At 47.4% G+C, this 25,904-nt stretch carries 25 protein-coding genes and 1 pseudogene; 14 read left to right on the top strand and 12 right to left on the bottom strand.

Translation table 11 applies throughout. The features are described 5' to 3' along the window. Positions 1 to 140 precede the first annotated feature (140 nt). The gene (locus tag ACSTTG_RS04760) at positions 141 to 1,718 is read left to right on the top strand and encodes a BCCT family transporter (protein WP_438458350.1); all 1,578 of its coding nucleotides are present in this window, start codon (positions 141 to 143) and stop codon (positions 1,716 to 1,718) included. A 181-nt stretch (positions 1,719 to 1,899) separates the two neighbouring features. Here ACSTTG_RS04760 and metA read toward each other — a convergent pair whose 3' ends face one another. Next, positions 1,900 to 2,841 (bottom strand): homoserine O-succinyltransferase MetA, encoded by a 942-nt coding sequence (gene metA, locus ACSTTG_RS04755; protein ID WP_438458351.1) that lies wholly within the window; start codon positions 2,839 to 2,841, stop codon positions 1,900 to 1,902. Positions 2,842 to 2,968: 127 nt separating this feature from the next. On the opposite strand from metA, the pseudogene ACSTTG_RS04750 reads away from it, so the two are divergent. Continuing rightward, positions 2,969 to 3,379: pseudogene (locus tag ACSTTG_RS04750) on the top strand (ATP-binding protein); the annotation flags it as partial. Positions 3,380 to 3,553: 174 nt separating this feature from the next. On the opposite strand, the gene ACSTTG_RS04745 reads toward ACSTTG_RS04750, so the two are convergent. Then, complete coding sequence (locus tag ACSTTG_RS04745) at positions 3,554 to 4,963, bottom strand: hypothetical protein (protein WP_438473931.1); 1,410 nt, start codon at positions 4,961 to 4,963, stop codon at positions 3,554 to 3,556. 426 nt (positions 4,964 to 5,389) lie between these two features. Here ACSTTG_RS04745 and ACSTTG_RS04740 point away from each other — a divergent pair, with 426 nt between their 5' ends. The 4 genes from ACSTTG_RS04740 (at position 5,390) to queC (ending at position 8,694) form a co-directional block, all read left to right on the top strand. Continuing rightward, positions 5,390 to 5,863, top strand: a complete 474-nt coding sequence (locus ACSTTG_RS04740; RefSeq protein WP_438473930.1) for a GNAT family N-acetyltransferase — start codon at positions 5,390 to 5,392, stop codon at positions 5,861 to 5,863. Positions 5,864 to 5,866: 3 nt separating this feature from the next. Beyond that, positions 5,867 to 7,264, top strand: a complete 1,398-nt coding sequence (locus tag ACSTTG_RS04735; RefSeq protein ID WP_438473929.1) for an NUDIX hydrolase — start codon at positions 5,867 to 5,869, stop codon at positions 7,262 to 7,264. Positions 7,265 to 7,325: 61 nt separating this feature from the next. Continuing rightward, on the top strand, positions 7,326 to 7,994 hold the full coding sequence (gene queE / locus ACSTTG_RS04730; RefSeq protein WP_438458355.1) for a 7-carboxy-7-deazaguanine synthase QueE: 669 nt from the start codon (positions 7,326 to 7,328) through the stop codon (positions 7,992 to 7,994). A 10-nt stretch (positions 7,995 to 8,004) separates the two neighbouring features. After that, the gene (gene queC, locus ACSTTG_RS04725; RefSeq protein WP_438473928.1) at positions 8,005 to 8,694 is read left to right on the top strand and encodes a 7-cyano-7-deazaguanine synthase QueC; all 690 of its coding nucleotides are present in this window, start codon (positions 8,005 to 8,007) and stop codon (positions 8,692 to 8,694) included. A gap of 12 nt (positions 8,695 to 8,706) precedes the next feature. Here queC and ACSTTG_RS04720 read toward each other — a convergent pair whose 3' ends face one another. From ACSTTG_RS04720 to ACSTTG_RS04700, 5 genes are all read right to left on the bottom strand, one after another. Beyond that, positions 8,707 to 9,513, bottom strand: a complete 807-nt coding sequence (locus tag ACSTTG_RS04720) for an HAD family hydrolase (protein ID WP_438458357.1) — start codon at positions 9,511 to 9,513, stop codon at positions 8,707 to 8,709. Between the two features lie 31 nt (positions 9,514 to 9,544). Beyond that, a complete protein-coding gene (locus tag ACSTTG_RS04715) occupies positions 9,545 to 11,014 on the bottom strand; it encodes an ATP-binding cassette domain-containing protein (RefSeq protein WP_438473927.1) in 1,470 nt (489 codons plus the stop codon). Between the two features lie 115 nt (positions 11,015 to 11,129). Continuing rightward, positions 11,130 to 11,480 (bottom strand): DUF2750 domain-containing protein, encoded by a 351-nt coding sequence (locus ACSTTG_RS04710; RefSeq protein ID WP_438458359.1) that lies wholly within the window; start codon positions 11,478 to 11,480, stop codon positions 11,130 to 11,132. 143 nt (positions 11,481 to 11,623) lie between these two features. Next, entirely contained in the window at positions 11,624 to 12,268 is a 645-nt protein-coding gene (locus tag ACSTTG_RS04705) for an OmpA family protein (protein ID WP_438473926.1), read from the bottom strand. Position 12,269: 1 nt separating this feature from the next. Continuing rightward, positions 12,270 to 13,550: a TolC family outer membrane protein gene (locus tag ACSTTG_RS04700; RefSeq protein ID WP_438474471.1), complete on the bottom strand. Its 1,281-nt coding sequence runs from the start codon at positions 13,548 to 13,550 to the stop codon at positions 12,270 to 12,272. A gap of 853 nt (positions 13,551 to 14,403) precedes the next feature. On the opposite strand from ACSTTG_RS04700, the gene ihfA reads away from it, so the two are divergent. Continuing rightward, complete coding sequence (gene ihfA / locus ACSTTG_RS04695) at positions 14,404 to 14,700, top strand: integration host factor subunit alpha (protein WP_438458361.1); 297 nt, start codon at positions 14,404 to 14,406, stop codon at positions 14,698 to 14,700. Between the two features lie 124 nt (positions 14,701 to 14,824). Further along, on the top strand, positions 14,825 to 15,496 hold the full coding sequence (locus tag ACSTTG_RS04690; protein WP_438473925.1) for a thiopurine S-methyltransferase: 672 nt from the start codon (positions 14,825 to 14,827) through the stop codon (positions 15,494 to 15,496). A 112-nt stretch (positions 15,497 to 15,608) separates the two neighbouring features. Here the strand turns inward: ACSTTG_RS04690 and purT are convergent, their stop codons facing one another. Next, complete coding sequence (purT, locus tag ACSTTG_RS04685; protein ID WP_438473924.1) at positions 15,609 to 16,784, bottom strand: formate-dependent phosphoribosylglycinamide formyltransferase; 1,176 nt, start codon at positions 16,782 to 16,784, stop codon at positions 15,609 to 15,611. A gap of 260 nt (positions 16,785 to 17,044) precedes the next feature. Here purT and ACSTTG_RS04680 point away from each other — a divergent pair, with 260 nt between their 5' ends. Both ACSTTG_RS04680 and ACSTTG_RS04675 read left to right on the top strand, forming a co-directional pair. Beyond that, positions 17,045 to 18,463, top strand: a complete 1,419-nt coding sequence (locus tag ACSTTG_RS04680; RefSeq protein ID WP_438473923.1) for an SLC13 family permease — start codon at positions 17,045 to 17,047, stop codon at positions 18,461 to 18,463. 31 nt (positions 18,464 to 18,494) lie between these two features. Then, entirely contained in the window at positions 18,495 to 18,974 is a 480-nt protein-coding gene (locus ACSTTG_RS04675; protein ID WP_438458365.1) for a response regulator, read from the top strand. Positions 18,975 to 19,083: 109 nt separating this feature from the next. On the opposite strand, the gene cdd is transcribed toward ACSTTG_RS04675, so the two are convergent. The 4 genes from cdd to sbcB all read right to left on the bottom strand — a co-directional run bounded on the left by cdd (position 19,084) and on the right by sbcB (position 22,612). Beyond that, positions 19,084 to 19,971 (bottom strand): cytidine deaminase, encoded by an 888-nt coding sequence (cdd, locus tag ACSTTG_RS04670; protein ID WP_438473922.1) that lies wholly within the window; start codon positions 19,969 to 19,971, stop codon positions 19,084 to 19,086. 141 nt (positions 19,972 to 20,112) lie between these two features. Continuing rightward, on the bottom strand, positions 20,113 to 20,793 hold the full coding sequence (locus ACSTTG_RS04665) for an LrgB family protein (protein WP_438473921.1): 681 nt from the start codon (positions 20,791 to 20,793) through the stop codon (positions 20,113 to 20,115). Positions 20,794 to 20,795: 2 nt separating this feature from the next. Further along, positions 20,796 to 21,167 (bottom strand): CidA/LrgA family protein, encoded by a 372-nt coding sequence (locus ACSTTG_RS04660; RefSeq protein ID WP_438474470.1) that lies wholly within the window; start codon positions 21,165 to 21,167, stop codon positions 20,796 to 20,798. Between the two features lie 17 nt (positions 21,168 to 21,184). After that, the gene (gene sbcB, locus ACSTTG_RS04655; protein ID WP_438473920.1) at positions 21,185 to 22,612 is read right to left on the bottom strand and encodes an exodeoxyribonuclease I; all 1,428 of its coding nucleotides are present in this window, start codon (positions 22,610 to 22,612) and stop codon (positions 21,185 to 21,187) included. A 363-nt stretch (positions 22,613 to 22,975) separates the two neighbouring features. On the opposite strand from sbcB, the gene ACSTTG_RS04650 reads away from it, so the two are divergent. The 4 genes from ACSTTG_RS04650 (at position 22,976) to ACSTTG_RS04635 (ending at position 25,717) form a co-directional block, all read left to right on the top strand. Beyond that, complete coding sequence (locus ACSTTG_RS04650; RefSeq protein WP_438473919.1) at positions 22,976 to 23,824, top strand: DUF2971 domain-containing protein; 849 nt, start codon at positions 22,976 to 22,978, stop codon at positions 23,822 to 23,824. A 154-nt stretch (positions 23,825 to 23,978) separates the two neighbouring features. Beyond that, positions 23,979 to 24,446 (top strand): putative periplasmic lipoprotein, encoded by a 468-nt coding sequence (locus ACSTTG_RS04645; protein WP_438473918.1) that lies wholly within the window; start codon positions 23,979 to 23,981, stop codon positions 24,444 to 24,446. Between the two features lie 119 nt (positions 24,447 to 24,565). Continuing rightward, positions 24,566 to 25,120, top strand: a complete 555-nt coding sequence (locus ACSTTG_RS04640; protein ID WP_438473917.1) for an AbiU2 domain-containing protein — start codon at positions 24,566 to 24,568, stop codon at positions 25,118 to 25,120. A 141-nt stretch (positions 25,121 to 25,261) separates the two neighbouring features. Then, the gene (locus tag ACSTTG_RS04635) at positions 25,262 to 25,717 is read left to right on the top strand and encodes a hypothetical protein (RefSeq protein ID WP_438473916.1); all 456 of its coding nucleotides are present in this window, start codon (positions 25,262 to 25,264) and stop codon (positions 25,715 to 25,717) included. Positions 25,718 to 25,904 lie beyond the last annotated feature (187 nt).

Below are 25,904 nucleotides of genomic sequence, written 5' to 3'. Positions count from 1 at the left end.
GGGTTAAATCCCACACCGGAGATAAGTGACTTTGCGAACAGATGATCAAAATGATGATTTGTACTCAAAGTGACTTGAGTCTGACAGCCGCGTTAGCGGTGGGATAACTCACGTCTCATAGAGAAAGATTAGAGGGTCAAATGACGAAAGGTATCGATAAGTACAGTATCGACAGTACCGACTACACGGTCGGTCAAGATAACGTTCAAAAATGGGGTTTTGATGTGCATAACCCTGTTTTTGGTATTAGTGCAGGTTTTATAACCTTCTTCCTGTTGGCTGCAGCGGTATTGGATGCAGGGCAGGCCAAGGCAGTGCTCGATGGGATTAAGTGGCAGATCATCGGCTCTTTTGACTGGCTATATATCTGGGCAGGCAACATCTTTGTCATCTTCTGTTTGGCGTTGATTGTAACGCCTTTTGGTAAGATCCGCCTTGGCGGTCAAGACGCCACCGCGGATTACACCTTTTTCTCGTGGCTGGCCATGCTGTTTGCCGCAGGTATGGGTATCGGTCTGATGTTCTGGAGTGTTGCTGAGCCGGTAGCGTACTACACCGGTTGGTTCGAAACACCATTGGGTGTTGAGCCGAACACACCGGAAGCTGCCAGACTGGCGATGGGCGCGACCATGTACCACTGGGGTCTGCACCCTTGGGCTATCTATGGTGTTGTTGCTGTCTCGCTAGCGTTCTTCAGTTACAACAAAGGCCTACCGCTGTCGATCCGCTCGATTTTTTATCCTATCTTGGGCGACCGCGCTTGGGGATGGCCAGGTCACATCGTTGATATTCTCGCGGTGTTAGCGACTCTGTTTGGTCTTGCGACCTCTCTGGGCCTTGGTGCGCAGCAAGCAGCAGCCGGTATCCAACACGTGTTCGGTATTGAGGCTGGCATGGGCATGCAAATAGTCGTGATCACGGTCGTGACCTTGCTTGCCGTCGTTTCGGTTCTGCGCGGTATTGATGGCGGGGTAAAAGTCATCAGTAATATCAATATAATCGTTGCGTTTCTACTGCTGATCTTGGTTGGCGTGATCGGTTACAGTGTCGTGTTGGGCTCGGTACCAAACACACTGATGGCATATCTAGAAAACCTTATTCCATTAAGCAACCCTCACGGGCGCGAAGACGAAGCTTGGTTCCAAGGTTGGACTGTATTCTACTGGTCTTGGTGGATCTCTTGGTCTCCATTTGTCGGTATGTTTATCGCGCGTGTCTCGCGTGGTCGTACCGTGCGTGAGTTTATGACTGCGGTCTTGATCGTGCCTACCTCGGTCACGGTAATCTGGATGTCAGTCTTTGGCGGCATGGCGATTGATCAGGTAGTAAACAACGTGGGTCAGTTAGGCGCGCAAGGCTTGACCGATGTATCACTGGCAATGTTCGAGATGTTCGATGTCTTGCCAATGAGTACATTCCTATCGATTATCGCGATTATCCTCGTCATGGTGTTCTTTATCACATCGTCAGACTCAGGTTCACTGGTTATCGACAGCATCACTGCTGGTGGTAAGGTGGATGCGCCCGTTCTGCAACGTGTATTCTGGGCATTTATGGAAGGCGCAATCGCCGCCGCCCTGCTTTGGGTAGGTGGCACTGAAGCCATCGAGGCCCTACAAGCCGGCTCAATCTCCACCGCACTACCATTCACTTTCGTGCTATTGGCAATGTGTGTGAGTTTGCTGATGGGGATGAACACCGAAAAAGACTGGCGATAAGCGCTTTAGTGACTTAAGAAATTTTTAGTCTTTCAAAAGGCATACTTTCCGGAGTATGCCTTTCTTTTTCAGGGGCGAGGAGCGAGGCCACTGCGTTTCGAGTAGCGAGTAATTTACCGCTTGTGTTAAACCCCTCGTGCCCCGTAGGGCAACGCCCGTCCCCGAACCTCGCCCCTTTGTTTTAGTCGTCTTTAGTAAAGTTAGCCTCACTAAACTGATCAAGGTCATACGGCGTTTGCTGGTAAACGCAGTAGTTGAGCCAGTTGGCGAACAATAGGTGGCCGTGGCTGCGCCAGCTGGCGATGGGTTTGTTATCAGGGCAGTTGTTCGGGTAGTAGTTCACTGGGATTGCTGGCTCCATGCCTTCACCTAGATCGCGAATATACTCGTTGTGCAGGGTATGGGCGTCGTACTCTGGGTGACCGGTGACAAACACATTACGCATATCCTTGGTGGCTGCTAGGTATACGCCTGCCACATCCGAGGTCGCGAGGATATCCAGATCAGTGTGATCTTGCAGATACTGAGGTGAAAAGTCTGCAAAGCGCGAGTGTGGCGCTAAGAAGGTGTCGTCAAAGCCACGTAGGATCGCGTGGTAAGGGTCATGGATATCGTGATGATAGACACCAGAAAGCTTCTCTTTACGGGTGCGCTTTGGCAGATCATACAAAAGCTTGAGACCGGCTTGTGCCGCCCAACAAACGTAAAGCGTTGACGTTACATGGTCCTTGGCCCAATTCATAATGGTTTGCAGGTGCTCCCAGTAGATCACATCCTCAAACTGTACTAAGCCGAGTGGCGCGCCGGTAATAATCAAGCCATCAAAGTTGCGTTCCTTGACCATCTCAAATTGACGATAGAAGGTGTCTAGGTGTTCGACCGGTGTGTTTTTACTCGGGCGATTATCGATACGCAGCAGTTCGACATCCACTTGCAGCGGACTATTGGACAGTAGACGCAGAAACTGAGTCTCGGTCTCAATCTTTTTCGGCATCAAGTTAAGGATCAGTACCTTAAGTGGACGAATTTCCTGAGTGGCAGCGCGGGTCTCCGACATAATGAAGATTTTTTCATTGCGCAGTACATCAGTGGCAGGTAGTTGATCGGGTATCTTGATCGGCACAGCTTTACTCCCTAAGCATAATTTTGGACGTCTATACATCCAAAGTTAACGTAAACTGTGATTTATGTCGATAGCTAAATCAAATATTATTAGCGCCCAGAAATAAAAAATCATCCAAAGGTTGTTAATGAGTCCATGTCACGCCAAATCTTCAAGCATACAAAAGTTAATCTTGGTCAGGGGCTTGCCTGGCTCAGGGAAATCGACCTACGCACGCAAGCTGGTTGAACTGCAACCAGATTATCAGCACTTTGAGGCCGATATGTATTTTGTCGATAAGGCCGGTGATTACTGTTTTGATCCCCAGCGCTTGCCTCAGGCACATGAATGGTGCCTGCAGCAGACGCGTCTTGCGTTGCAGGTAGGAAAAACCGTGGTTGTCTCGAATACGTTTGTCAGGTTATGGGAACTGCAGTCGTACTTAGATCTCGCTAAGCACTTCAAACTTCGGGTTGAGATTGTGGAAGCGAAAGGGGAGTTTGAATCGATACATGATGTGCCCGTGGCGACGGTTGCCAAGATGGCGCAGCGTTGGCAAACAGTTCCAAATCGATGGCTGCGATGTTACTCGATTGAGGAGTATCAACCGAGTCCATCGTCAGCTCTCAAATAGCGGCTATTACTAGCATTGTCGCTGTTTCCCTGCGTGCCGAGCTGTCTCTGCAAACGGCTCGGCATGACTATCTAGAGTGGAAAACAGATCATTGTCTTATCAGTTACAGGCGCCGATATTACCGCCTTGTTTGGACTCGGGCCCCGGAGCGCGGAACAGTTGATCACTTGGTACATTGTTCCCTTCTGTATATGGAACTTCCACAGGATCACAAGTTTTCAGGTCAAAGCCCGCCCCCCGCTTAATAATATAGGCATCACTGAAGCCGTCGCTGCCAGTATCCGGTTCGGTCAGATCACCCGTTATCTTATTATCATAAAGCCGCACGATTGGCGCAAAGTCGGAGTAGGTGACACCCAGCCATAGGTGGCCAACATTATTTATCGGCTTGCCTTCGTCATTGAGACCATCTTGGTGAATAGTATTGTTGTAGATTTTTATCGGTGTCGTTTCTGAACCACCATCCTCAATGTGGATGGCATGATAGAAAAAGTCGTTGCCCCAGCCACCACCGCCAAAGATGTTGTCATGGATCTCAAAGTTGTGGACACGAGTCATTCCGAGGTTCCACTTGGCGTTTGGCATGCTGAAGTCGCAGTTTCTGATCACTGAGCCGCTAAGATCGATACTTTCATCATCGCGTCTATCAAGATCGCCCGTATTACCATGGTTGCCCATATCAAAGGTGATCCCAGAAACCGCAAGCGGTCGATTACTGTTCTTTATCTCACCATCTCGGTTGACATGGCGTACACCATCAATCAAAAACGGCTTATTCAGATAAAGCTGATTAAACTCATCCCCGGAGGTGAGGGTCACCGTCACCATCTTGGTCCAAACCGAAAAATCGACATCAATGAGTGTCAGGCCATGAGGTAGGGTGCTGTATTGGTACTCAACGCCGTTGTAGACGTCATTCACAAATACATTTTCCATGGTGAAGTTCTGCGACTTGCCCTTAGTAAGAAAAAACGCACGCTTCACACCCTGGGTCATTTGCGGGAATTCAGTGATGTAGTTTGAATCTTCCTCATAATCACTCTCGACCTCGACCGGCTTATCGCCTTTAATCGTTAGATCATAAAAATGCACATCATCGGCTTCAATGCGAAACACCTGCCACTGACAATTATCCATACACCCGTGCGGTCCACCGCTATTATCTTCCCCAACCGTTCTGATTATTGTTGTTTTGTTTTTTCCAGCGCCACGAACTTTTATTCCATCAACGTTGATTGTTAGGTTTCCAACCCGGATATCCCCCTCGGGCAACTGAATCGTACCTATATTGGCCGCGTTGGTAACAATGCTACTCCAAGCACTGGGGCTAATAATAATACTGCCATTGTGTTCGGTAACGTTATCTCTGCCCACCGTAACGAGATAGGCGTCTGATGGGTCTTCAACGTCGGGAGTCGAGCGATTGGATTCGCCCCCGCAGTTGGTTGCAAACAACACAGAAGTAAGGGCTATAACCATCGGTTTTAAAAACATTTTGTTGTATTTCACAATACAATCCTCATAGCGTGATGGGCTGTTTCATAACACAATCACCCCGGCCCAGATTTAATCCAAGTAAACCTAGGTCGAATAGAAATTAAGTTGATTGCATCGAGCTGATTGTCATTGCAAAAGCCTACACAAGAATCGATACAAAAATAGTGATAGGTTCAACAGTTGTAAAAATAAATTGACCAATAACTGGTATTGGTAAGATATGTCTATTGACGCTGTTTCGAAAAATACATATGTTGGTTGGTTTTATCTATGGCTGTATAAAATATTCAAAGCAAAGTGAATGAGCGATGTGGCATGGTGGTGAAAGGTTCGTTGTGGCTGTATGGAGGGAGGAAGAGGGGCGATAGTCTGGTCGCCTCTTGCTAAACGGAGTATCATCGATGCGTGACGGTACCATCGCTAACAAGAGCAACTATAATGTCCCCAATTACAATAAGAGCTGCGAAGTGCACTGACCTCGATAAACTCAATCGCATGATGTATCAGCTGCATCATGAGCATCATCTCCAGTCTCCTGAGCTGTTTAAACCCGCGAATGAAATCGATAAGACCATTGCGCATTACCTCGACCATCCTGAGTGCTTGGTGTTTGTTGCTGTCGATAATGGCGACGTTGTTGGTTTTATCTCAGGGCACTTTGGTCAATATCAATCCCCAGTCAGTAAGCCTGTAATGATGGGCAGTGTCGATGAGTTATACGTAGAGTCAGACTATCGAAAGTCAGGAATAGCGTCTAAATTGATGGATAAGATAGAGCAGACACTTGATGACTATGGTGCTAGGTACCTGTTTGTTGAGGTCTGGGAATCTAACCCCACGGCGGTTCAATTCTATTTGACTCAGGGTTACCAAAGTCATATTCACTGCTTGATGAAGGTGGTTAGGGAGTAACATTTGCGCGCTGCACTGTGTTTTTTGATCTTCCTGACCGCTGCGTCATTGCCTGTACTGGCAGAGGAAATCGCAGAGCCGAATAGCCATGGCGCCCTGTGTGTTATCCACGCAGACAACAAGCTTTTGTTAGTGAAAGAAACGCTGAGTAATAAACTCTCGCTACCAGGAGGCGCGGTAAACCCAGGTGAGGGTTCACGTCTGGCTGCGGAGCGCGAAACATGGGAAGAAGCAGGGGTTGTGGTTACTGCAGTGCGTCAAATCGGCGCGACAAGCTCCACCCATATTTATGAGTGCGTTCCCACTTCTAAGTTAATCGCATTTTCCCTTCGTCATCGCTTAAAAGCAAAACCAGTCCCAGCTTGGCATGCGCCGCATTTTGCGATTGAGGTGTCCGATGTCATGCTGATTGAGCCCGAGTTAGTCCAGCCTGAGCAGTATCGTTATCCAGCCTTGTGGCCTGAGGTCAAGAAGTGGATAGCAAAAACACAGTCCTATCCAGTTGAATACATAGATAATGCAATCAGCCAGGCGCCTTGGTGGCAACAAGGTGAGATGAAACAATTATCGGCTACCACTGGCACAAGTGTTTATGAGGAAAAGCTTAAGCGATGGATTGATGCGGTCAATCAGGTGTTGTTTAGCCCAATACTACTCTGTTTGCCGATCATATTGGTATTGGCGAGTCATCACTTTGCCAGTGCTGTTCGCTTGCTGTTTGTTCAGCTTGTCACAGCTCTCGTTAGCTTTAGTGTTATGTTTGCCGTATCTTCTCCGTCCCCCAGCCAGTATGTTGGTCTGCTGACAGGGCAAGGAATGGGCTATGGTTTACCCGCGCTACCTATAAGCCTCTGGGTGGCGAGTTGGTATTGCCTGACGCAATTGTACCGCATAGCGCGTAGGTGGCACCTTATCAATGCTGTGATAATACTGTTGGCGTTGGCAAGTTTATGGCTTGGCTATCATGCATTTATGATTGATGGCTTTATTGGGGCGGGGATAGGCTTTGTGGTTGCCAAGCTTACTTGGAGGCAAGATGCCAAGTTGGTTGGGCGCTATGCTTGGCTGTTTCTGTCGGTGCTTGCGTGCGTCGTGTGCTACCACTGGTACGCAATCGAAGCAATGCAACTGCTAGTCGTGATCATCATGGTGAGTTTGGGGATGCTGTTGCTGCCAAATGGGCGATTATCGTTGGTCAGTTTACCGTTTGGGTGGGGGAGCTTGTGTGTTATGCCCAGTGTCTATCTTACCTTAGTGCTCGGCGCGTCGAGCTTCAATCGCCTTGAGTGGTTAGTAGTAGAGTCGCTGTATCTACCATTGGCTGCGTTAATGGCTTACTTATCGATAGTTTTCCGCTACTTTTTCACCACAAGAACACAAGGGCGGCCGCTATCTGGTTGATATTCTGCAGCAGCTCGATTAAGGTGCTGGCAAAATCTGACAAATGTAACTGGAGTGAGCATTGTACAAGCTCAATGAAATTTTCGAGACTATTCAGGGCGAGGGCAGTTTTACTGGCGTGCCGTCGGTGTTTATTCGTCTGCAAGAGTGTCCTGTCGGCTGTGCCTGGTGTGATACCAAGCAAACCTGGGATGCAAACCCACAGCATGAGAGCAGTGTGGGAGAGGTGATCGCTAAGCAGCAAGACTCACAGCTATGGTGCAAGACAACCGCTGAACAATTGGTCACGATTTATCACCAGCAAGGTTTCAGTGCTAAGCATATTGTGATCACTGGCGGAGAGCCTTGCATCTATGACCTGACTGAGTTGACTCATGCCTTTGAATCACTCGGTTGTCGTTGTCAGATTGAGACCAGTGGTACCAGTGAGATACGCACCTCTGAGGACACGTTTGTGACCGTGTCACCAAAAGTGGCAATGAAAGGGCAATTGCCTGTTCTGCCACAAGCACTGGCCAGAGCGGACGAAATCAAGCATCCAGTGGGCACGCAAAAAGACATCGAACAACTCGATGAGTTACTAGAAAGTGTACAGGTTTCGCCACAGACGATTATTTCACTGCAGCCAATCAGCCAAAAGCCACGCGCCACCGAACTGTGCATAGATACCTGCATCAAGCGCAACTGGCGCCTGTCGATTCAAACCCACAAATACCTGCAAATTGCCTAGGAGAAAAAGAATGAAAAAAGCCGTTGTTGTATTTAGTGGCGGGCAAGACTCTACCACTTGCTTAATTCAAGCTCTGAAGCAATATGATGAGGTTCATGCCATTACCTTCGATTATGGCCAGCGTCACAAGCTTGAAATTGAGGTAGCTGAGAAACTCGCACAATCACTTGGCGTTGCGGCGCACAAAGTGATGGATGTTGGTTTGCTGAATGAATTGGCGATCAGCTCGCTGACCCGTGATGACATTCCTGTGTCGCACGAACTGCAAGACAATGGGCTACCCAATTCCTTTGTTCCTGGACGTAATATCTTGTTTCTCACCCTAGCGGGTATTTATGCCTACCAGATCGGTGCAGATTCGGTGATCACTGGTGTGTGTGAGACGGATTTCTCAGGTTATCCAGATTGTCGCGATGAGTTTGTAAAATCGATGAACCAAGCACTGGTGAAAGGGATGGATCGCCAGTTGGAGATTGTCACGCCGCTGATGTGGCTGAACAAGGCCCAAACCTGGGCGCTAGCAGATAAGTATGCGGCGCTAGATCTGGTTCGAGAGCAGACCTTGACCTGCTACAACGGCATCATTGGTGATGGGTGTGGCGATTGCCCAGCGTGTCATCTACGCCGTGAAGGGCTTGATGAGTACCTGGACAATCGTGCTAGCGTGATGGCTGAGTTAGAGGTCAAACTGGTTCAATAGAGCGGTGATGCGTTATTTGATCTCTGTTAGTAGCTGCTCGATAACGCGTTGCACACCAGCGTCACGGTTGCTTGGGGCCTCAAATCGAGCAACTTGTTTGACTCTCTCATGAGCATTAGCCATCGCGTAAGAGTGCTCGCTGACGGCGAGCATTTCTAAATCATTCAGATAATCCCCAAAGCTCATTGTGTGTTGCGCTTTAAAGTTAAAGTGCTGCTGTAGGTGCTCAATTGCCGCGCCTTTAGAAGCACTAGCGTTCATCACATCAAGCCAAATAGCAGCACTGACCACCACTTGATGGGAATGGCCAAAGTGGTGCGATACGCTTGGATAAACCAGTTCTTCCGTCCCGCCGAAATGACATACCGCTACCTTGATAAAGTCATCCTCAACCTCAAGAACATCTGCAACATACTGGCATTGGTGATAGTACTTTTGCAGCTCATCTAACGCCTGTGGGTCTTGCGTCTCGATATACGCAGAGCGTTTGCCGCACAACACAATGGTCGCGCCCGGGATGGTCCGAACGCAGTTGATGATCGCCACGATGTCCTCTTTGGGCATAGTGCAGCTATACAGCTCTCTATCTTGATGCATCACCAAGGTGCCGTTTTCTGCGACGAACACCACCTTGTCGGCAACTGGCGCAAACGTGTCTTTTAAGCTGAAATACTGCCGACCTGAAGCCGCACAGAAACGAATGCCTTGTTGTTCTAGTTGGCCGATGAGCTCAAAAACCTGTGGGTCAAGTCGGCCATACTGGTCTAGCAGCGTGCCATCCATATCGGCAGCGATAAATTTTATTAAACGTTCAGTCATAATGTTCAATCTTAAACCGTTATTGAAATATCTATTGGCAAGGCTTGGCGTACTCAAGCTGAGCTTGATAGCAGCCTTGTTCATGGTTGTAGACAAAGGTCAATCGATGGTTGATGCCAGGAATATTGTCCTGCTCGTAGTGGGAGACATACAGCACTTGGCTCAACTGATGCTCAACGATATAGCGAATAGTCTGGTTAAACAGCAGGCGGCCTAGATAGTCTAACCCTTGATAAGGCTCATCGAGAATCAGCAGCTTAGGCTGTTTTATCAGTGCGCGAGCTAATAAAATCAGGCGTTGCTGAGCGTATTCAAGTTGACGAAACGGCTGATTTTGACAATCAGAGAGATGAAGGATCGCCAGCCACTCCTGTGCCGCTTGTCGCTGCTGTTTGGTCGGTTGGGTGTAAAGACCAATCGAGTCATAAAAACCGCTGATCACCGCTTCAAGTGCAGTGCAACTGGCGCGGTATTGCAGATGGAGAGCCGAGGAAACCAGCCCAATATGCTGCTTGATCTGCCAGATAGACTCACCGCTGCCTCGTTGATAACCAAACAGCTCTATTTGATTACTGTAGCATTGCGGATGGTCACCAAAGATAAGTCCAAGCAGGGTGCTTTTCCCGCAGCCGTTTGGCCCGGCGACTTGCCAGTGCTGCCCCGCTTCAATGGTCCAGTTGAGCTGATTGAAAATTATCTGATCCGTGTACTCCACCTTGCCATCGATGATGGCAAAAACCGGTTGGGCTTGTTGTTGTGGCTGGTACTGATATTTATCCAGTAGGGCGGTGATCTGTTGGCTTTGCTGCTCGCCAAGCGATGTGAGCTGCCTGACAACCGGATGTTGTTGCCAGTTTTGTACCGCAAGGGTTTGAACCAGTTGATGATCAGCAAAGACAGCAATTTGGTCGATCCACGCTGGCATATCTTCTAGGCGATTGACGCTAATGATGATAGCAATAGAGTCAGACAGGCCCGTGAGGTAATGCTGCAAATCGTTCCGGTGCGGAGCATCTAACCCTGCGAAGGGATCATCGAGGTAAAGGTAGTTTGGCTCTCTGGCAATCGCACGTGCCAGCATGACTCGGCGCGTCTCTCCCGTTGAGAGCATACGAAAGCCATGGTCGACCAGATGCGTTAAATCAAGTTCTTCCAGTAAACGCTCGCACTGAGTGACATCAATGCAACACGCCATCACCAAGTCCTTCACTGAGCTACCGTGATCAAGGCGGTCAAGAAAATCGGTATCGTCGTTGGCGATTTCAAGCTCGAGCAGTTGTTGCTGTTGCTTTAGAGAGACCGGCTCGATGGTGTTGTTATTAAGCTCAAGCTGACCATGAGTTACACACATTTCTTGGCAGAGTAGGTCACCAATCAGCGCGCTGGTGGTCTGGTCAGCGCAAAGGATACCCCAAGACTCTTGAGGTTTTATAGACCAGTGCTCGATGGTTAGTTCGGTCGTTGGACTGGTGTAATAAACCTGGTTGAAATTAATCGTCATGCTCACTCCCTTGCGCACCACTTAGATAGTAAAAAACAGATAGTAAAAAGCTCTGCACAATATGCAGAGCTTTTGGTTAACTTGTTAGTTTTGATTGGCAGTGTTGCTGATGCCTTTACAGGTATTTCTTGGCGATATCAGCTGGCTCAACTTCTTTGCCTTCTAGCTGAGCGTTCCAGTTTGGACCGATAAGAACACCGTCTTCATCTAGAGTAACCAGCCAGTCTTCAACGAAGATATCCAGTGGGATCTCTAGCACTTCGAAGTCGGCCCACTCTTCGACGTTGTGGTGCTTAGCGTCTTCTTCGCTAGACCAAAAAGGCATCACTTCTGAGTTCTCAAACTCGGTTGAGTCAACCGCAAGCCAACCATCTTCATTGCGAAGCCCCCAAACTTTCATGTTTTGTTTTGATTCGCTAATGAAAAGCTCTAGGTTAGCTTCAATATTTTCAGTCAGTTTTGTCATTGTGAATATCTCAATAGTGGTGTGAAGAGGACTCTTCGTTTTCCCGCTCACTATAGCACTTTTCTTAGCACACAGGTACGCAAACTACCGCGCGTGCAAAGAAAAGTTCTGTCTATTGCGATATCTTTAAGGAGAAGCAGGGCTTAACGTTTGTTAGGTAGTGTCGTATAAACCGTCCACTCCATCTCAACCACATTTTCAAGCCCGACTACCGTGGCCACCACCCGGCGGTTAAGCGCATGGCTAATCTCATCGTCACCATCACGAACTAACTGTGACTCGCCAAAGCCAACTATTTCCACCCGATCAGAGCCAATACCGTAGCGATTGAGGGCGGCTTGCGCGGCAGCGGCACGACGCTTGGATAGGTCGAGATTGTATTCAACGCTACCGACTTTACTGGTAAATCCCTGCAGCTCAATAGAAGTTTGCGGGAAATCCTTCAGGAACAGCGCCATTTCACGAATTTGATTCATAAATGCCGGGCTGATCTCCGCTGAGTCGTTAGCAAATAGAATATACAACTGCATCTGTGAGCTCGCGCTAATCATCCCGCCACAGCCATCATTATCGATTTCTGCCCCAAGCGGTGTACCGGGGCACATATCGCGTGCATTAATGACGCCGTCACGGTCATCATCCATCAAGTCATGAATTTGCGTCGCAACGGGAGTGGGGCGATAGTCATACTCGTCGTTGGCGTCTTTCTCAACATAGACAGCATCGGCGAGTAACGGGGCAGAAAGGCTTGCCATCAGGCCAAGCGATATCAAAGAACAGATTTTCATACTAATACTCCACTTGCTGTGACCATTCTTGTGGTGATTCCACTCTTAAAGACTGGAGTAACACGCCAGTGGCGTTGAGAATCCGGTACTTGGCGTACTGCTCACCATATTTGGCATCTAAGAACGACTTGCGAGCTTCGAACAACTCATTTTCGGTGTTGAGTACGTCGAGTAGGGTGCGTTTACCAATCTTGTATTGCTTTTCATACGCCACCACAGTGTTGGATGCCGAATCAACGTGGTCGGCTAAGAACAGTTTTTGCTGGCGAGTCAGGTCTAAACCACTCCAAGCCAGGCGTAATCCCTCTTCGACTTGGCGATAGGCGCTGTCACGCAGATCTTTTGAACGATTAAGTTGATAGGCAAAGTTGTCTTGTCTGGCGCTGTCGCTCCCACCGTTGTATAGGTTATAGCGCATACGCAGCATCAGAGAGGTTTCGTCATCACTGCCCCGTAGACCATCCATGTCTTCGCGCCATGTCTGTGACGCCTCGATGGTAAAGGTGGGCAGGTTAACACCCTTAGACTGTTTGTACTGAAATTTAGCGGAGTCGACGTCGGCTTGACTGACCTTGATCACTGGGTGATCTTCAAAGGCCATATCAATCGCATCTTGCAGCGATGGCGGGATAAAGTTCTCGTCCGCGCGTGGATAAATCAGCCCCTGAGGTGCCATACCCACGATTCGGGTAAATTGGGTGTGGACGTCGTACATATTGTTTTGTGCGGCAAGAAGATTACCGTGTGCTTTGGCGATGCGTGCTTCAACTTGGGAGAGATCTGCGGTTGAGCCAATCCCAGAATCGACCCGTTTTTTAATGTCTGTGTAGATTTTTTTGTGGGTGCGTAGATTTCCTTCTGAGAGCTCTAACAGGTCGAACGCTTGGCGCGCATCGAGGTAAATCTTGGTCACCTCTAAGGCGATATCTTGTGCATCAGCTACCAGTTGTAAGCGTACCGACTCGGCATCAGCCGCGGTACGATCCATATCATTGAGAGTGGCATTACCATCCCAGAGCAGTTGAGTTAGAGAAAGCGTCACCTCACGCCCAGTCAGGTCGCCAAAATCGGACTCAGGACGCTCTGTATCCTGAAAGCCAATACCGGCGTCCAAGTCTATACTCGGCAGGTATTGCCCTCCAGATGCTCGGCGCAGATAGCGCTTGCTGACGTATTCATTGTATTGGGCTTTAATACTGGGGTTGGTTTTTAGCGTGTGCGCCACCGCCTGCTCAAGCGTTTGAGCATAACCGAGCTGAGCGGAGGATAGGGCGATGCCCATGGCAATTGCAACGTTCAACTTCACAAGATCTCTCCTTGGTCTCTCGACAGCCTCACCAGGTGATGAATACGCTGAGCTAAGTGTCAGAAATTCATAAAATTTTGCTTAATTTATTACTCACTAACACAAGATAGTAAACCCACGCCTGTTTTAAAGTTTTTTAATGGAATTAATCGATTAGGGTATACCCAAGTGACCTCAAGATGCAGACTTCAGACTCAATATACAGGCTCATATCAAGGAAAATGACTGCAGAAATGGCGCTCCCTTTTAAAGTCATTTGACGCGGAGATGAGCCTGTATATTGAGTCCCTTCGGGCGAGTTTGCTTGGCTCGCAGCCGGCGTTGGTCATCCTTGATTTAGAACCACTAAATCTTCGAATGACCGCCTTGGCTGCAAACCAAGCAAATCTCGCTGAATCTGCATCTTGAGGTTACTTGGGTATAAAAGTGAAGCTTTATCACTGTCTCCTAAGTCAAGCTGTTGTAAATTATGAACCCAGTCAAATACAAGTTGTTGAAAAATAGTGTATTGTTTACGGCGTAAGCGATGATTTTCATCAAATGACACTTTTGCCAATAAAAGCCATAAATTCTGCCATGAATAATATAGTTAAGTCTTTGTGCTGATTTTATGTCTTTTGGCTACTAATGATGTCATTAAAATTTAATTCAGCAGCATTATCTGCTGTCATGTTTTGATGTTAATTGCCTGTAGCGCAGTAAAAAGTTGGCGAAAATCATAAGGTTGGCTTACACTTTCGTAAGTTTGGTCTGTAGGTCTTTGAAAGACTAAACAAAAGTTTGGTGCTGCAAGCGCAGCGAAGATGAAATTAGCTTTGAGGGAAGTTTTATGGCGCTCACTAAAGCCGATTTGGCAGAGAATTTGTTCGAAAAACTGGATTACAGTAAACGGGACGCCAAGGAAACGGTTGAAGTTTTTTTTGAAGAAATTCGTAAAGCTCTAGAGAATGGCGAGCAAGTGAAACTGTCGGGGTTTGGTAACTTTGATCTCAGGGATAAGAATGAACGCCCGGGTCGCAATCCAAAAACCGGCGAAGACATCCCAATCTCAGCTCGACGTGTGGTGACGTTCCGTCCGGGACAGAAGCTCAAGTCTCGAGTAGAGAGTTTAAAGGTTGATGGATAAACCCTCTTGAACAAAAAAGCGATCGTAAGGTCGCTTTTTTGTTTTCTGTCTGTGCACCCTTCTATTCCCATCCCAAGCGTTCCCTCGTATGATGGCGACACAAAGTCACCTACAGGGAAATATAATGAAAGATGCCGAGTTTTGGCACAATAAATGGGCCTCAAATTCCGTTGGATTCCACCTGGCTGATGTCAATCCACTTCTGATCAAACACTGGGACGCTCTCAAGCCTTTACGCTCACAAAAGGTGTTGGTTCCCTTATGTGGTAAAAGCGAAGATTTGGTTTGGCTTGCCGAGCGTCATGATGACGTTCAAGGGGTGGAATTAAGCCAAATTGCGGTTAGAGCGTTTTTCTCGGAGCACTTTTATACGCCATTGGTCACCAAGGTATCGGGTCAACATGAGCTGTATCAGTTCGACGAACTCTCAATTTATACAGGCGATGTGTTTACCGCGCCGCTGGAAAAGGTCTCGCTGATTTATGATCGCGCCGCTTTGATTGCACTGCCTCACGAGATGAGAGCCGACTACGCGCAAAGGCTAGACTCACTGCTTGAGCCGGGCGGTCAGATTTTGCTGGTCACGTTAGAGTACCAGCAAGATGAAATGCAAGGCCCACCGTTTAGCGTCCTTGAGCAGGAGATTACCCAGCTGTTTACTGGTTACAACGTCACTCGATTGGCGACAGATGTGGCTGATGAGTCTCATCCAAAGCGTGCTGAGCGTGGTTTGAGCTATTTTGCTGAGAGTGTATTCGCCTTACAGAAAGGGGGCGAGGTGCGGGGACGGGCGTAGCCCTGCGGGGTTCGAGGATTGCTGAGTGCGCTGTAATTGAATCTATTATTTATATAAAAAGGAGCCCTCAGGTTTGAGGGCTCCTTTTTTTAGTGCTAGGACAAGATACTAATTAGTATACGATCTTGATGCGCTTGGTTGCGGCTACCGCGTCGTCGATGGCGGTTTGTACGTTGTCGCGTCTGGCGACGACGACACCTAGGCGGCGGCGGCCGTTGATGTCTGGCTTGCCGAATAGGCGCACTTGAGTTTGTGGCTCGCGCACAGCGTCAGCTAGGCCGTCAAACTGAATATTTTCTGATTGACCTTGACCAAGGATGACCGCAGATGCCGCAGGGCCGTACTGGGTGATCGCGGCAATTGGCTGCTCAGTAAAGGCGCGCACGTGCAGTGCAAACTCAGACAGGTCTTGTGAGATCAGCGTCACTAGGCCGGTATCGTGTGGGCGAGGGGAAACCTCGTTGAAGATAACCTTGTCACCTTTAACGAACAGCTCAACACCAAAGATGCCATAGCCACCAAGTGCATTGACGATCTGCTCTGCAGTGTATTCGGCCGCTTTGCGCGCGGTCTCTGACATCGCTTGAGGCTGCCATGACTCGCGGTAGTCGCCATCTTCTTGACGGTGGCCGATAGGTGCGCAGAAATGCACACCATCAACGGCGCGCACGGTCAGGAGCGTGATCTCGTAGTCAAAGTCGATAAAGCCCTCAACGATAACGCGACCAGCGCCAGTACGACCGCCCTCTTGGGCGTATTCCCATGCCGATTCAATATCTGCCTGAGTCTTGATAACGCTTTGGCCTTTGCCCGATGAGCTCATGACTGGCTTACACACACAAGGTACGCCAACCGCTTCGACAGCAGCAACGAAACTGTCGTAATCGTCAGCAAACTGATACGGAGAGGTGACTAGCTCAAGCTCTTCCGCTGCTAGGCGACGAATGCCCTCGCGGTTCATAGTCAGCTGGGTCGCCTTGGCACTTGGGACAACGTTGAGGCCCTTTTGCTCAAGCTCTACCAGTTTGTCGGTCGCGATCGCTTCAATTTCTGGTACTACGTAATCCGGTTGCTCTTGATTGATTAATGCCTCCAACGCATCACCATCGAGCATATCAATTGCATAGCTTCGATGGGCAACTTGCATTGCCGGCGCGTCTTCATAGCGATCGCAGGCGATCACCTCAAAGCCAAGTCGCTGACATTCGATTGCGACCTCTTTACCTAGCTCACCTGAGCCGAGTAGTAACACTTTTGTTGCATTTTTCGCAGTAGCAGTACCAAACATAGACAATCCTCTTAGTGCTTGGGCGAAGTTGGAAATTTCGCAGCGGATCATACTGTATCCACGCGCAAAAGCAATCGTTTGCGTTCAGTGCTGTTCTAAATGGCGGTTAATCCACCGATGAGAAAGAAACACTGAAGATTCATTGATCTAACCACTAGTAATTGATGTGCTATTTAGGACAAAATACCAATTACCGCCGTTTACCCCCAAATGGGTAGACCACTTTTGTTAAGGAACCTTTAAATGGAATTACAGTCGTTATGAAACTGTCACCAAAATTTATTATTCCTCTCGTGATCCCTCTTGTTATTTTGTTGTTGCCAACCAGTGCGTTTCCATTTGAAGGCATGACGATTATTCAACAGCGCGTGATTGCTATCTTTTTACTTGCTGCCCTGTGTTGGGTATTTGAGCCTATCCCGATTTACGCCACCTCGGTGGTGATCATTGTGCTTGAGCTACTGCTCCTTTCTGACAAAGGGATACTCTGGGCACGCAGTGGCTTAGGCGAGCCAGGTTTTGGTGAGCTAATTGCCCATCAAGACTTGATGGCGACCTTTGCTAGTCCGATTATCATGCTGTTTTTGGGTGGTTTTTTCCTTGCGATGGCGGCCACCAAGTACCGACTTGATGTCAACTTGGCCAGGGTCATGCTCAAGCCATTTGGCAATCAACCTAAGTACGTAATGCTCGGTCTTATGCTGATCACCGGCGTGTTCTCGATGTTTATGTCCAACACGGCGACCACGGCGATGATGCTTTCGATCCTTGCACCAGTGATTGCGGTGTTTAAGGCCGAAGACCGAGGTCGTATTGCGCTTGCGCTGTGTATTCCTGTTGCTGCCAACATTGGTGGTATCGGTACACCTATCGGCACCCCGCCAAATGCGATAGCGCTCAAATATTTAGTCGATGAGTACACAATTACCTTCGGTGAGTGGATGGCATTCGGCATTCCATTTGTTATCGTGATGATGGCAATCGCTTGGGTGGTGATGTGTAAGTTGTACCCATCAGATCAAGAGACGGTCAAACTGGATATTAAAGGTAAGTTTCTTAAGACGCCAAAAGCGATGATCGTGTATTTCACTTTTGGTCTGACTATCTTGTTGTGGCTGATGGGCTCTGCTCACGGGATGAACTCGTACACCGTCGCGTTAATTCCAGTAGCGGTGTTCTCAATGACCGGCATTATCAATAAAGAAGACCTTAAGGGCATTTCTTGGGATGTGTTGTGGTTGGTATCAGGTGGCATCGCGCTTGGTCTAGCGCTTGATCGCACTGGCTTGGCGGAACTGGTGGTAAACACCATTCCATTTGGCAGCTTGTCGCCTTATGCGGTCTTGCTGGGTGCCGCGGCGCTGTGTTTGCTGATGGCGAACTTTATGTCGCACACCGCAACGGCAAACTTGCTGATGCCAATTATGGCGGCGCTCGGTATGTCGATGGAAGGGCTACTGCCGCTTGGCGGTATTATGACTCTTATCCTTGTGGTGACTTTTGCCGCATCGCTGGGTATGTCACTGCCGATCAGTACGCCACCGAATGCACTGGCTCACGCCACGGGTTTTGTCAATACCAAGCAGATGGCACGCGTGGGTGTGATCTTGGGTTTGATTGGTGTCGCGCTTAGTTTCGTGATGGTTTGGATCCTGAATATTGTCGGCTTTATTCAGTAGTTCCGCTCAATCGTTCTATCAGGGAGGTAGGATGGAATCTCTATATGTAATTTGTGTTGATGATCAACGAGAAGTATTGACCGCCGTGGTTTCTGATCTCGAGCCACTCTCTTCTTGGTTACAAATCGAAGGCTGTGAGTCTGCGGACGAAGCCCTCGACCTTATTGAGGAACTGGACGCTGAGGGTCAGCATATTGCTTTGGTGATCTCAGACCATATGATGCCGGATAAAACCGGGGTTGAGCTGCTCAAAGATATCCATGAAGATGGTCGTTATCCGAACACCAAGAAAGTCCTCTTGACTGGTCAAGCAACGCATGGTGATACGATTGAGGCAATCAACCAAGCCGGTGTTCAGCACTATTTCGAGAAGCCTTGGCAGGCTAAGGAGCTGATTGAGACCGTTCGTGTCTTGGTCACCCGCTTTGTGTTTGATAATAAGCTTGATCACCTTGCCTATGTCGATTATCTCGATCCGCAGACGGTATTTGAGCGACTTAAAATACAGTAAACGCAAAAAAGAGAGCCGGTTGGCTCTCTTTTTTTAGGTGCGGGGTTCGGGTTTCACTTCGTTCCGAGGAGCGAGGGTTTTATTGCGCGCGTAAACCACTGTGCTAAATCTACAGGGCTGCGTATTCAACCGTGATTTCTGGGTTGATGGTTTCTAGGGTGGATTGGGTTTCTGGTAGGTGGCTGATTTTGCCACTGGACAGTTCCACCAGTGCGGCGTGTTGGATATCGTCTAGCTGGTAGCCGCTGAGTAGCAATTGTGTCATTGCAACCTGAAGGGGTGGTAGGCTTGGGTTGAAGGCGGCATTCTCGGCGTATGCACCTTTAAAGATAGCGCCGTCTTTGGTTTGCAGGGCAACGCCACTTAAGTTGTTGGTGTAAGGGGAATGGCTGATATTTAGAGCTTCGATAGCACACGTAATCAGCTTGTCTGCATCCTTCAACTCATAGCCGTGTGATACTGGCGTCATCAGTCCTTCTGTTACACCAAGATCTTTTGGACCAAATGATTCGGGCAAGTAGGCCTGCAGTGACATTGGGTCACGTTGGGGCAGCTGTACAGTGAGTGACTCTGCCGTGGTCAATTCATTGAGAAATTGGCGGCAATGACCGCATGGGCTGTAGTTGATCGTGATATCACTAATACCATGCTCGCCTTTCATCCAAGCATGGCTGATGGCAGATTGCTCTGCATGAACGGTTTGCGCAAGCTGTGCGCCCGCAATCTCCATATTGGCGCCAAAATAGAGTCGACCCGAGAGTCCTTCAACAATCGCACCAACAAAGAAATTGGAGAGTGGCGCATACGAATAGGCGGCTGCAAAAGGCAGTAGGGCAAGTTTCAGCTCACTGGGCTCTAGGCCGGTTTGACGCTGCAGAGTTTGAAATTGTTGTGGCTCAATGACGCCATTGAATTGGTCTGTGCACAATAGGACAGAGAAGGCGTCTTTATAATCGCTTGGGATTTGTGACAAGGCTTGGTCAAAGCGCGATGACATATGAGTTCCTCGATGGAGTTTATGAGGTAATTTTAGATGAGTAGACGATTGTTTCCGTGATCAATATCATTTATATGCATTGCAATAATATTAAATTGCACAAAATAAGTGATGGTGATCACGGTTAGGTGTTGGGGTGGGTTACCAGTTTGTAAACCAAATGGCCAGGCTCATGATTGTTGGTGCGGTAATCGAGGTGATCACGCCGCATAGGACCAAAGATAGCGAGCTAAAAGCTGCATCCTGCGGATCTTTACCAGCACTGGTAGCGGTGCCCAAAGCATGGGAGACGCAGCCCATGGTCAATCCACGCGCTATAGGGCTGGTAATGTTCAGCATGCGATAAATCGGGTAGGCCAAAATTGCGCCGACCAGTCCAGCAACGAGCACCATAATCGCAGCAATAGCAGGCACGCCGCCTAGGAAGCTCGCGATCTCCATTGCGATTGGTGTAGTGACCGATTTGCCCATCATACTGGCCAGCAACTCAGCATCAACATCAAGCCATAGGGCAAAGATCAGGGTGGTGAGCATACTCATGACACTACCCACCGTGCAGCTAAGAAAAATGATCTGCCAGCGCCGACGGATCTCAGGCAGTTGCTCGTAAAGCGGCAGAGCCAGTGCGACCACAGCAGGCTGCAGTAGCCAAGTTACCCAAGCATTGTCGGCATAATACTCAGCGTAATCAACCTCAAGCGCTAATAACAAGGGCACCAAAACCAACACGCACACCAACAGGGGATTAAATATCGGCGAGCTTACTTTGACACAGACGCGGCGCACGACGATAAACACCGCGAGAGTGATGAGAAACCACATAGTTAGGCTTTCTCCTTAAGCAACTTGTTGATACTCCAGCTCATTGCCACCAGAACCAGAAGTGATCCAGTGACAACACTGAGCACAATCGCTAATACGTTTTCACGTAACAGCTCAAGATGAGCAATCAAGCCGACACTAATAGGCACAAACAGAAAAATCATGTGGCGGATAAATAGGCTTGCCCCCGGTTGGACCCATTTCACCGGGATGACTTTCAAGCTAAGCAGTGCGAACAAGACCAACATGCCGACAATACTGCCGGGGATGGCAATCGCCAGCAGTCGCTGCAAGCCAACACCGATTGCAAGGCAAGCGGCAATAATGGTAAACGAAATCAAGTATTCACGCAGTACTATCAAGAGTTTATTCAGTTTCACTCGCAAACGCCTTAATTGACCAACTTGGTTACGTATTGATAAACCGCTTTGAGTACGCGTATTTTGCTTTCATCAGACTCATGCTCGTGAACCAGGTTCTCGAGATTGAGCGAATAATCCTGCAGCTGCGACTCAAAATAATCACGGCAATGGGCCAGCCATTTTTGCTGCTCGACATCACTCAGTGTCCATGGGTAGTGGCGGGCGCGATAGCGAAACAGCAGTGGCTCAATTCGCGGGTCATCAAAGGTAATATCTAGGCTGCCCAGTGCCTCAGGCGCGCTAGACAGGATAATTTCCATCGCAGCGCGATCCGCTGGGGAGAAGAAGCCATCGTACAGCATGCTATCGACATCTTGATTGGACGTATCAAACTCTCTTTCTTGCTGGTAGAGGTCGAGCAGTTTTTCACGAATTTCAGGATGTTGACGCAGCAAAGCCAGGTTATCCAAACACTGCTGACGATCAATACCAATGGTCGCGGCATTGTCTGCGGTCAATGTCTTAGCCGGAGCCAGAATAGGGCACTTATTTAAGTGCACCAATTTAACTGGAACGGGAAGCTCATCTTCGCCAAGGTCACTGCGTTTAGTATAGAGGCGCTCGCGTAGGGTATCGGCATCCAGCTCAAGTAGCGGTGATACATCTTTGGCCAGATCAACCACAATCACGCCATTTTTGTTAGTCGGGTGCCACGCAACTGGAACAATCCAACTAGTGTACTGGCATTCTCGACCGAACATGCCAGAGACATGAACTAGTGGCTTCATCTCAACGATATCGATCAGCTCGTTAAGCTTGCGCTTATGTCGGTACTGCAAGAAATAATCGAACAGCTTGGGTTGAGCCGCTTTGACTTTCTTGGCTAACTCTATTGTCGCCACCACATCCGCCATCGCGTCGTGGGCGTTAGCATGCTCAATACCGTTAGCAACAGAGAGGTGCTCAAGCTTAAAGCTAGTAAAGCCCTCGTCATTCTCCGGCCATTCAATACCTTCAGGCCGTAACGCATGACACGCGCGCATCACATCAAGCAAGTCCCAACGTGAGTTGCCATTTTGCCAACTCCAAGCATAAGGGTCATAGAAATTACGATAACAGGTGTAGCGCGTCACTTCGTCATCAAAGCGAATGCTATTGTAGCCAAGGCTTGTGGTATTCGGTTTCGACAGCTCTTGGTGAATACGACGAATAAACTCAGGCTCAGGAAGGCCTTCAGCATTAGCTTTTTGTGGTGTGATCCCAGTGATCAGTGCCGCTTCAGGAGAAGGCAGGTAGTCCGATGGCAGCTGACAGTAAATCACCAAAGGCTCACCAATAATGTTGAAGTCGGCATCGGTGCGTACACCGGCAAATTGGCTAGGGCGATCTTTGGCTGGGCTGGTGCCCCAGGTCTCATAATCGAAGAAGAAGAAAGTTGGTTGGTTGTCTGTAGGCATATCGTAATCCGGTGCTTGAAATGTGTGATTTCAAAAGCGTTATATCTGGTTGAAGTATCTGATACTTCGCATGAACCAAGCAAGGATTATTCAAAAAAATGTGCTGATTAAAGCAAATCGAGTTTGATTATGTTTGTAGATAGCCCCGGTCTGGGGTAGTGGAGAGCATAGCTACATTGTGGAGGTAAAGAAGCTGCTAGTTGCCACATTTTACCGGTGGAGTAGTAAGGTGTTCGAAGGTATAGTATTGTTTTAAATAGATAAAATCTAAATTTGGGGGTTGGTGTCAAAGTTTTATGAGGTAAGATGCCTCATAATAAGCGTTAGGCATCAACATCACATCGATAACAGTTAAAGAGTAAGATGAAATTATATAAGTATCGAAGTACGTCCAAGTACTCTTTAGAGGGGCTAATTAATAATCAGCTTTTTTTTGCAACTCATGAGCAGTTTAATGACCCTTTTGAGTTCGGAAACCCAGCTCCAGATCTAGTAAAATATAACAAGAATGCAAGGATTAAGCTGCGAGAAATTTTTGAAAAAAAGGAGCTATCTCGAAAGGAGTTTCTACATCTAAATAGCCTTGTTGCTAAACCTTCTGAAGATGACCTTAAGGTAAGAGAGGCTACTTTAGATAGGATTAGGGATAATACGAAAAATATAGGGATAGTTTGCCTTAGTGAAGTAGAAAATAATATCCTGATGTGGAGTCACTATGGTGAAGAACATAGAGGGTTTTGTATTGAATTCAATGACCTTGAAAATAACATTTCAGCTTCTTGTGATGTAATAAACGTTAAATACTTAAATGATTTTGAAGACTTAAATGATCCAGAACTTTTAATTGATTTCTACATGATTATGTTTTGTGACAATAAAGACCTGCCTAGACCCGAGTGGGAACGTAAATATAAAGATTTAGGTAGCCAAATTTCAAAGCATGAAGAGGCTCGAATGGCCATCGCAACTATAGGTAACAAATATATTGATTGGGCTTATGAGAAAGAAATTCGGTTGGTGAGCAAATCAAATGGACCAATCAAATACAATCCAAGTTCTATTAAGAGTATTACTTTTGGCTTAAGAATGTCTGAGAGCGATAAGAAAACAATCATGAATATTTGTGATTGCGAAGATAAACGCCATATACGTTTTAAGCAAGCTGTTAAACAAGAGTCTAGTTATGGATTAAAGGTTATCAACATAAAGTGAGTTCCACAGTAATAGATGCCTAACAAATTGTTAAAGCTGACAGCTAACCTGTGGCATTTTGGGTTCGGTTTAAATTTAGTGATTACGCTGGGTTTGCTTGAGGGTCGTGGCAGTTAGCTGCAACTTAACAAAGCGTTATATTTCAAGGGATACGATGAAGAAGATCTTACTCTCATTTATTGCTTTAGTTCTGCTTAGTGGATGTACGAGCCATTATTTGTACAGGGAAGCTTCTCTGGATTCACTCCCAGAAGTAGACTGTATACTAGCGAGCATGAAAGGCTTGAAAGAAGTAGAGAGCGTTCAGATGTTCCAAAGGAAAACAGGACGGAGAGCTACGTTAACAGGTCTTGAAGAGCCCGGAGATGTATATGACATACGCTACAGCGGGGATTTTGTGGATGCCCAAATACTCATAATTGATGAGGTTTATAAAGGGGCTCGCCATATTAAACTTCGCCATGAGTTAGGAGAGTATCATGAGGTGCTAAATCAAAGTGAAGCCGATAAAGAACGTGAAATAATGTTGAGAGTTGAACGTTCTATAGCTGAGCATTGTAACGTAATTGAGCTGCTAGATAGTTCTGAGTATTGCTCGGGCATTACTTGCGATGATATATAACAAGTTGTTCAAATGGACGCGAAGAGTTAGGCGGATTTTGTGGGGAGTTCAGTCGGTTTTGACAAGCCCGATTTTTCGCCATTTAACAAAGCGTTATATTTTCAGGAGGCTCTTGTAAAATGGATGAATTTAATCGTTATCTTTCAGAAGCAATTCGCATTAGAAGAAGTATACAAGTGTATAGCGAAATCTTTGATTCTCGTGAAGCAATAGATACTTTGTCAGCCAAGTCTCTTGAGTTTACAACAGTTATTAAACGTTCAATGCATGACGAAATCTTAATATCTTTAGCGCGTTTATTCGACTCTGATGGTTACAAGCTTAATGGTGAAATTCTGGAATACCTATCCCAGCGAAATCTAGTGTTGCAGCACGAACAATTTCTAGATGACAGGCTTGATAAGCTACGCAATAAAACAGCTGATATTTGGCGAGATTTGCGCGTAAAAACATATAGAGATATAAAGCTTGCTCATAATGATAAAGCAACACTTTTTAACTGTGAACAATCACCAGGCCACAATGTAACTTTTGAGTCTGCAAGTGAGTTAATCGACACCTCTATTGCTCTTGTAGTTGGTCTGATGGCTAATAGTGGACAATTGAGTGTTAAGTCTGACTTGAACAATATTTATAAAAATGTAGGTTCGAGATTTATCGAATCTATCAAATAAAATATAACAAATCGCTTAACAGGGACTCCTAACGCTTGGCCACTCTCATTCAAATCGGCTTCAGTGTTTAGGGCACAAATTTTTATCGGGTGGTCTAGCGTTATCGCCCGTTAGCAAGGCGTTAGGCACCAAGGAGGCGATGTGGCAAGAAAAATCGCTACGGAGAAAGAGCTTGAGTTTGATGAGTTAGCAGCATTCATTGAATTTTACTCCTCGAATGTAACGGGGTTAAAACGTGATGCTCCCGTGCATCCATCAAATTGTTTGGCTCAAGGGCTAGAAATGTTTGGAAAATCCAAAGTGCTTCAAGGATTGAAACAAGCCGTAAATGACATTATTGAGGATTCCTCCAGCCTTAACTCTGAAGAAATTATCAGTCTTGATAAGGAGTTGGCATCAAATGGTGTTGTCACCCTTTCTACACTTCGTAAGCGTTACTCTTCAGCTTTCAAGAAAATCATAACAAGAGGCTGTATTAACGACGAAACCGAGTACTATCTCATTAATGGGTTGTTGTGTGATTCAACAGGTAACTTACCTGTTGTAGAGCAAGAACTATTATCAAAATTAGTACTTGAATTTGAGAAAGGTGCCTAACACATATGAGCCTAACTCCCGTCAATAGGCAATAGCTCTCTTTTAGCTGCGTCAGCAGCCAAATTAGTGAGACTGTCCTGAATTCTGTGTAACTGTCTACACTTAAGCCGTACTGGCTAAGGATGGACAACATGGATAAAAAAGCACTTGAAGCTTTTGCTCGTGAAGCTGCTAAGTCAATCAAGAC

It is taken from the genome of Vibrio glycogenivorans (assembly GCF_051660965.1).
In the GTDB taxonomy this organism is placed as follows: Bacteria; Pseudomonadota; Gammaproteobacteria; order Enterobacterales; family Vibrionaceae; genus Vibrio.
Note: the sequence above shows the minus strand (reverse complement) of the source record. Positions and strands in the feature narration are given on the sequence as shown.

Bases quoted from the DNA above. Each gene is read 5' to 3' on its own strand.
- ACSTTG_RS04760 (WP_438458350.1), top strand. From the start codon at position 141: ATGACGAAAGGTATCGATAAGTACAGTATCGACAGTACCGACTACACG.
- ACSTTG_RS04740 (WP_438473930.1), top strand. From the start codon at position 5,390: ATGTCCCCAATTACAATAAGAGCTGCGAAGTGCACTGACCTCGATAAA.
- queC (WP_438473928.1), top strand. From the start codon at position 8,005: ATGAAAAAAGCCGTTGTTGTATTTAGTGGCGGGCAAGACTCTACCACT.
- ACSTTG_RS04720 (WP_438458357.1), bottom strand. From the start codon at position 9,513: ATGACTGAACGTTTAATAAAATTTATCGCTGCCGATATGGATGGCACG.
- ACSTTG_RS04715 (WP_438473927.1), bottom strand. From the start codon at position 11,014: ATGACGATTAATTTCAACCAGGTTTATTACACCAGTCCAACGACCGAA.
- ACSTTG_RS04710 (WP_438458359.1), bottom strand. From the start codon at position 11,480: ATGACAAAACTGACTGAAAATATTGAAGCTAACCTAGAGCTTTTCATT.
- ACSTTG_RS04705 (WP_438473926.1), bottom strand. From the start codon at position 12,268: ATGAAAATCTGTTCTTTGATATCGCTTGGCCTGATGGCAAGCCTTTCT.
- ACSTTG_RS04700 (WP_438474471.1), bottom strand. From the start codon at position 13,550: ATGGGCATCGCCCTATCCTCCGCTCAGCTCGGTTATGCTCAAACGCTT.
- ihfA (WP_438458361.1), top strand. From the start codon at position 14,404: ATGGCGCTCACTAAAGCCGATTTGGCAGAGAATTTGTTCGAAAAACTG.
- ACSTTG_RS04690 (WP_438473925.1), top strand. From the start codon at position 14,825: ATGAAAGATGCCGAGTTTTGGCACAATAAATGGGCCTCAAATTCCGTT.
- purT (WP_438473924.1), bottom strand. From the start codon at position 16,784: ATGTTTGGTACTGCTACTGCGAAAAATGCAACAAAAGTGTTACTACTC.
- ACSTTG_RS04680 (WP_438473923.1), top strand. From the start codon at position 17,045: ATGAAACTGTCACCAAAATTTATTATTCCTCTCGTGATCCCTCTTGTT.
- ACSTTG_RS04675 (WP_438458365.1), top strand. From the start codon at position 18,495: ATGGAATCTCTATATGTAATTTGTGTTGATGATCAACGAGAAGTATTG.
- cdd (WP_438473922.1), bottom strand. From the start codon at position 19,971: ATGTCATCGCGCTTTGACCAAGCCTTGTCACAAATCCCAAGCGATTAT.
- ACSTTG_RS04665 (WP_438473921.1), bottom strand. From the start codon at position 20,793: ATGTGGTTTCTCATCACTCTCGCGGTGTTTATCGTCGTGCGCCGCGTC.
- sbcB (WP_438473920.1), bottom strand. From the start codon at position 22,612: ATGCCTACAGACAACCAACCAACTTTCTTCTTCTTCGATTATGAGACC.
- ACSTTG_RS04650 (WP_438473919.1), top strand. From the start codon at position 22,976: ATGAAATTATATAAGTATCGAAGTACGTCCAAGTACTCTTTAGAGGGG.
- ACSTTG_RS04645 (WP_438473918.1), top strand. From the start codon at position 23,979: ATGAAGAAGATCTTACTCTCATTTATTGCTTTAGTTCTGCTTAGTGGA.
- ACSTTG_RS04640 (WP_438473917.1), top strand. From the start codon at position 24,566: ATGGATGAATTTAATCGTTATCTTTCAGAAGCAATTCGCATTAGAAGA.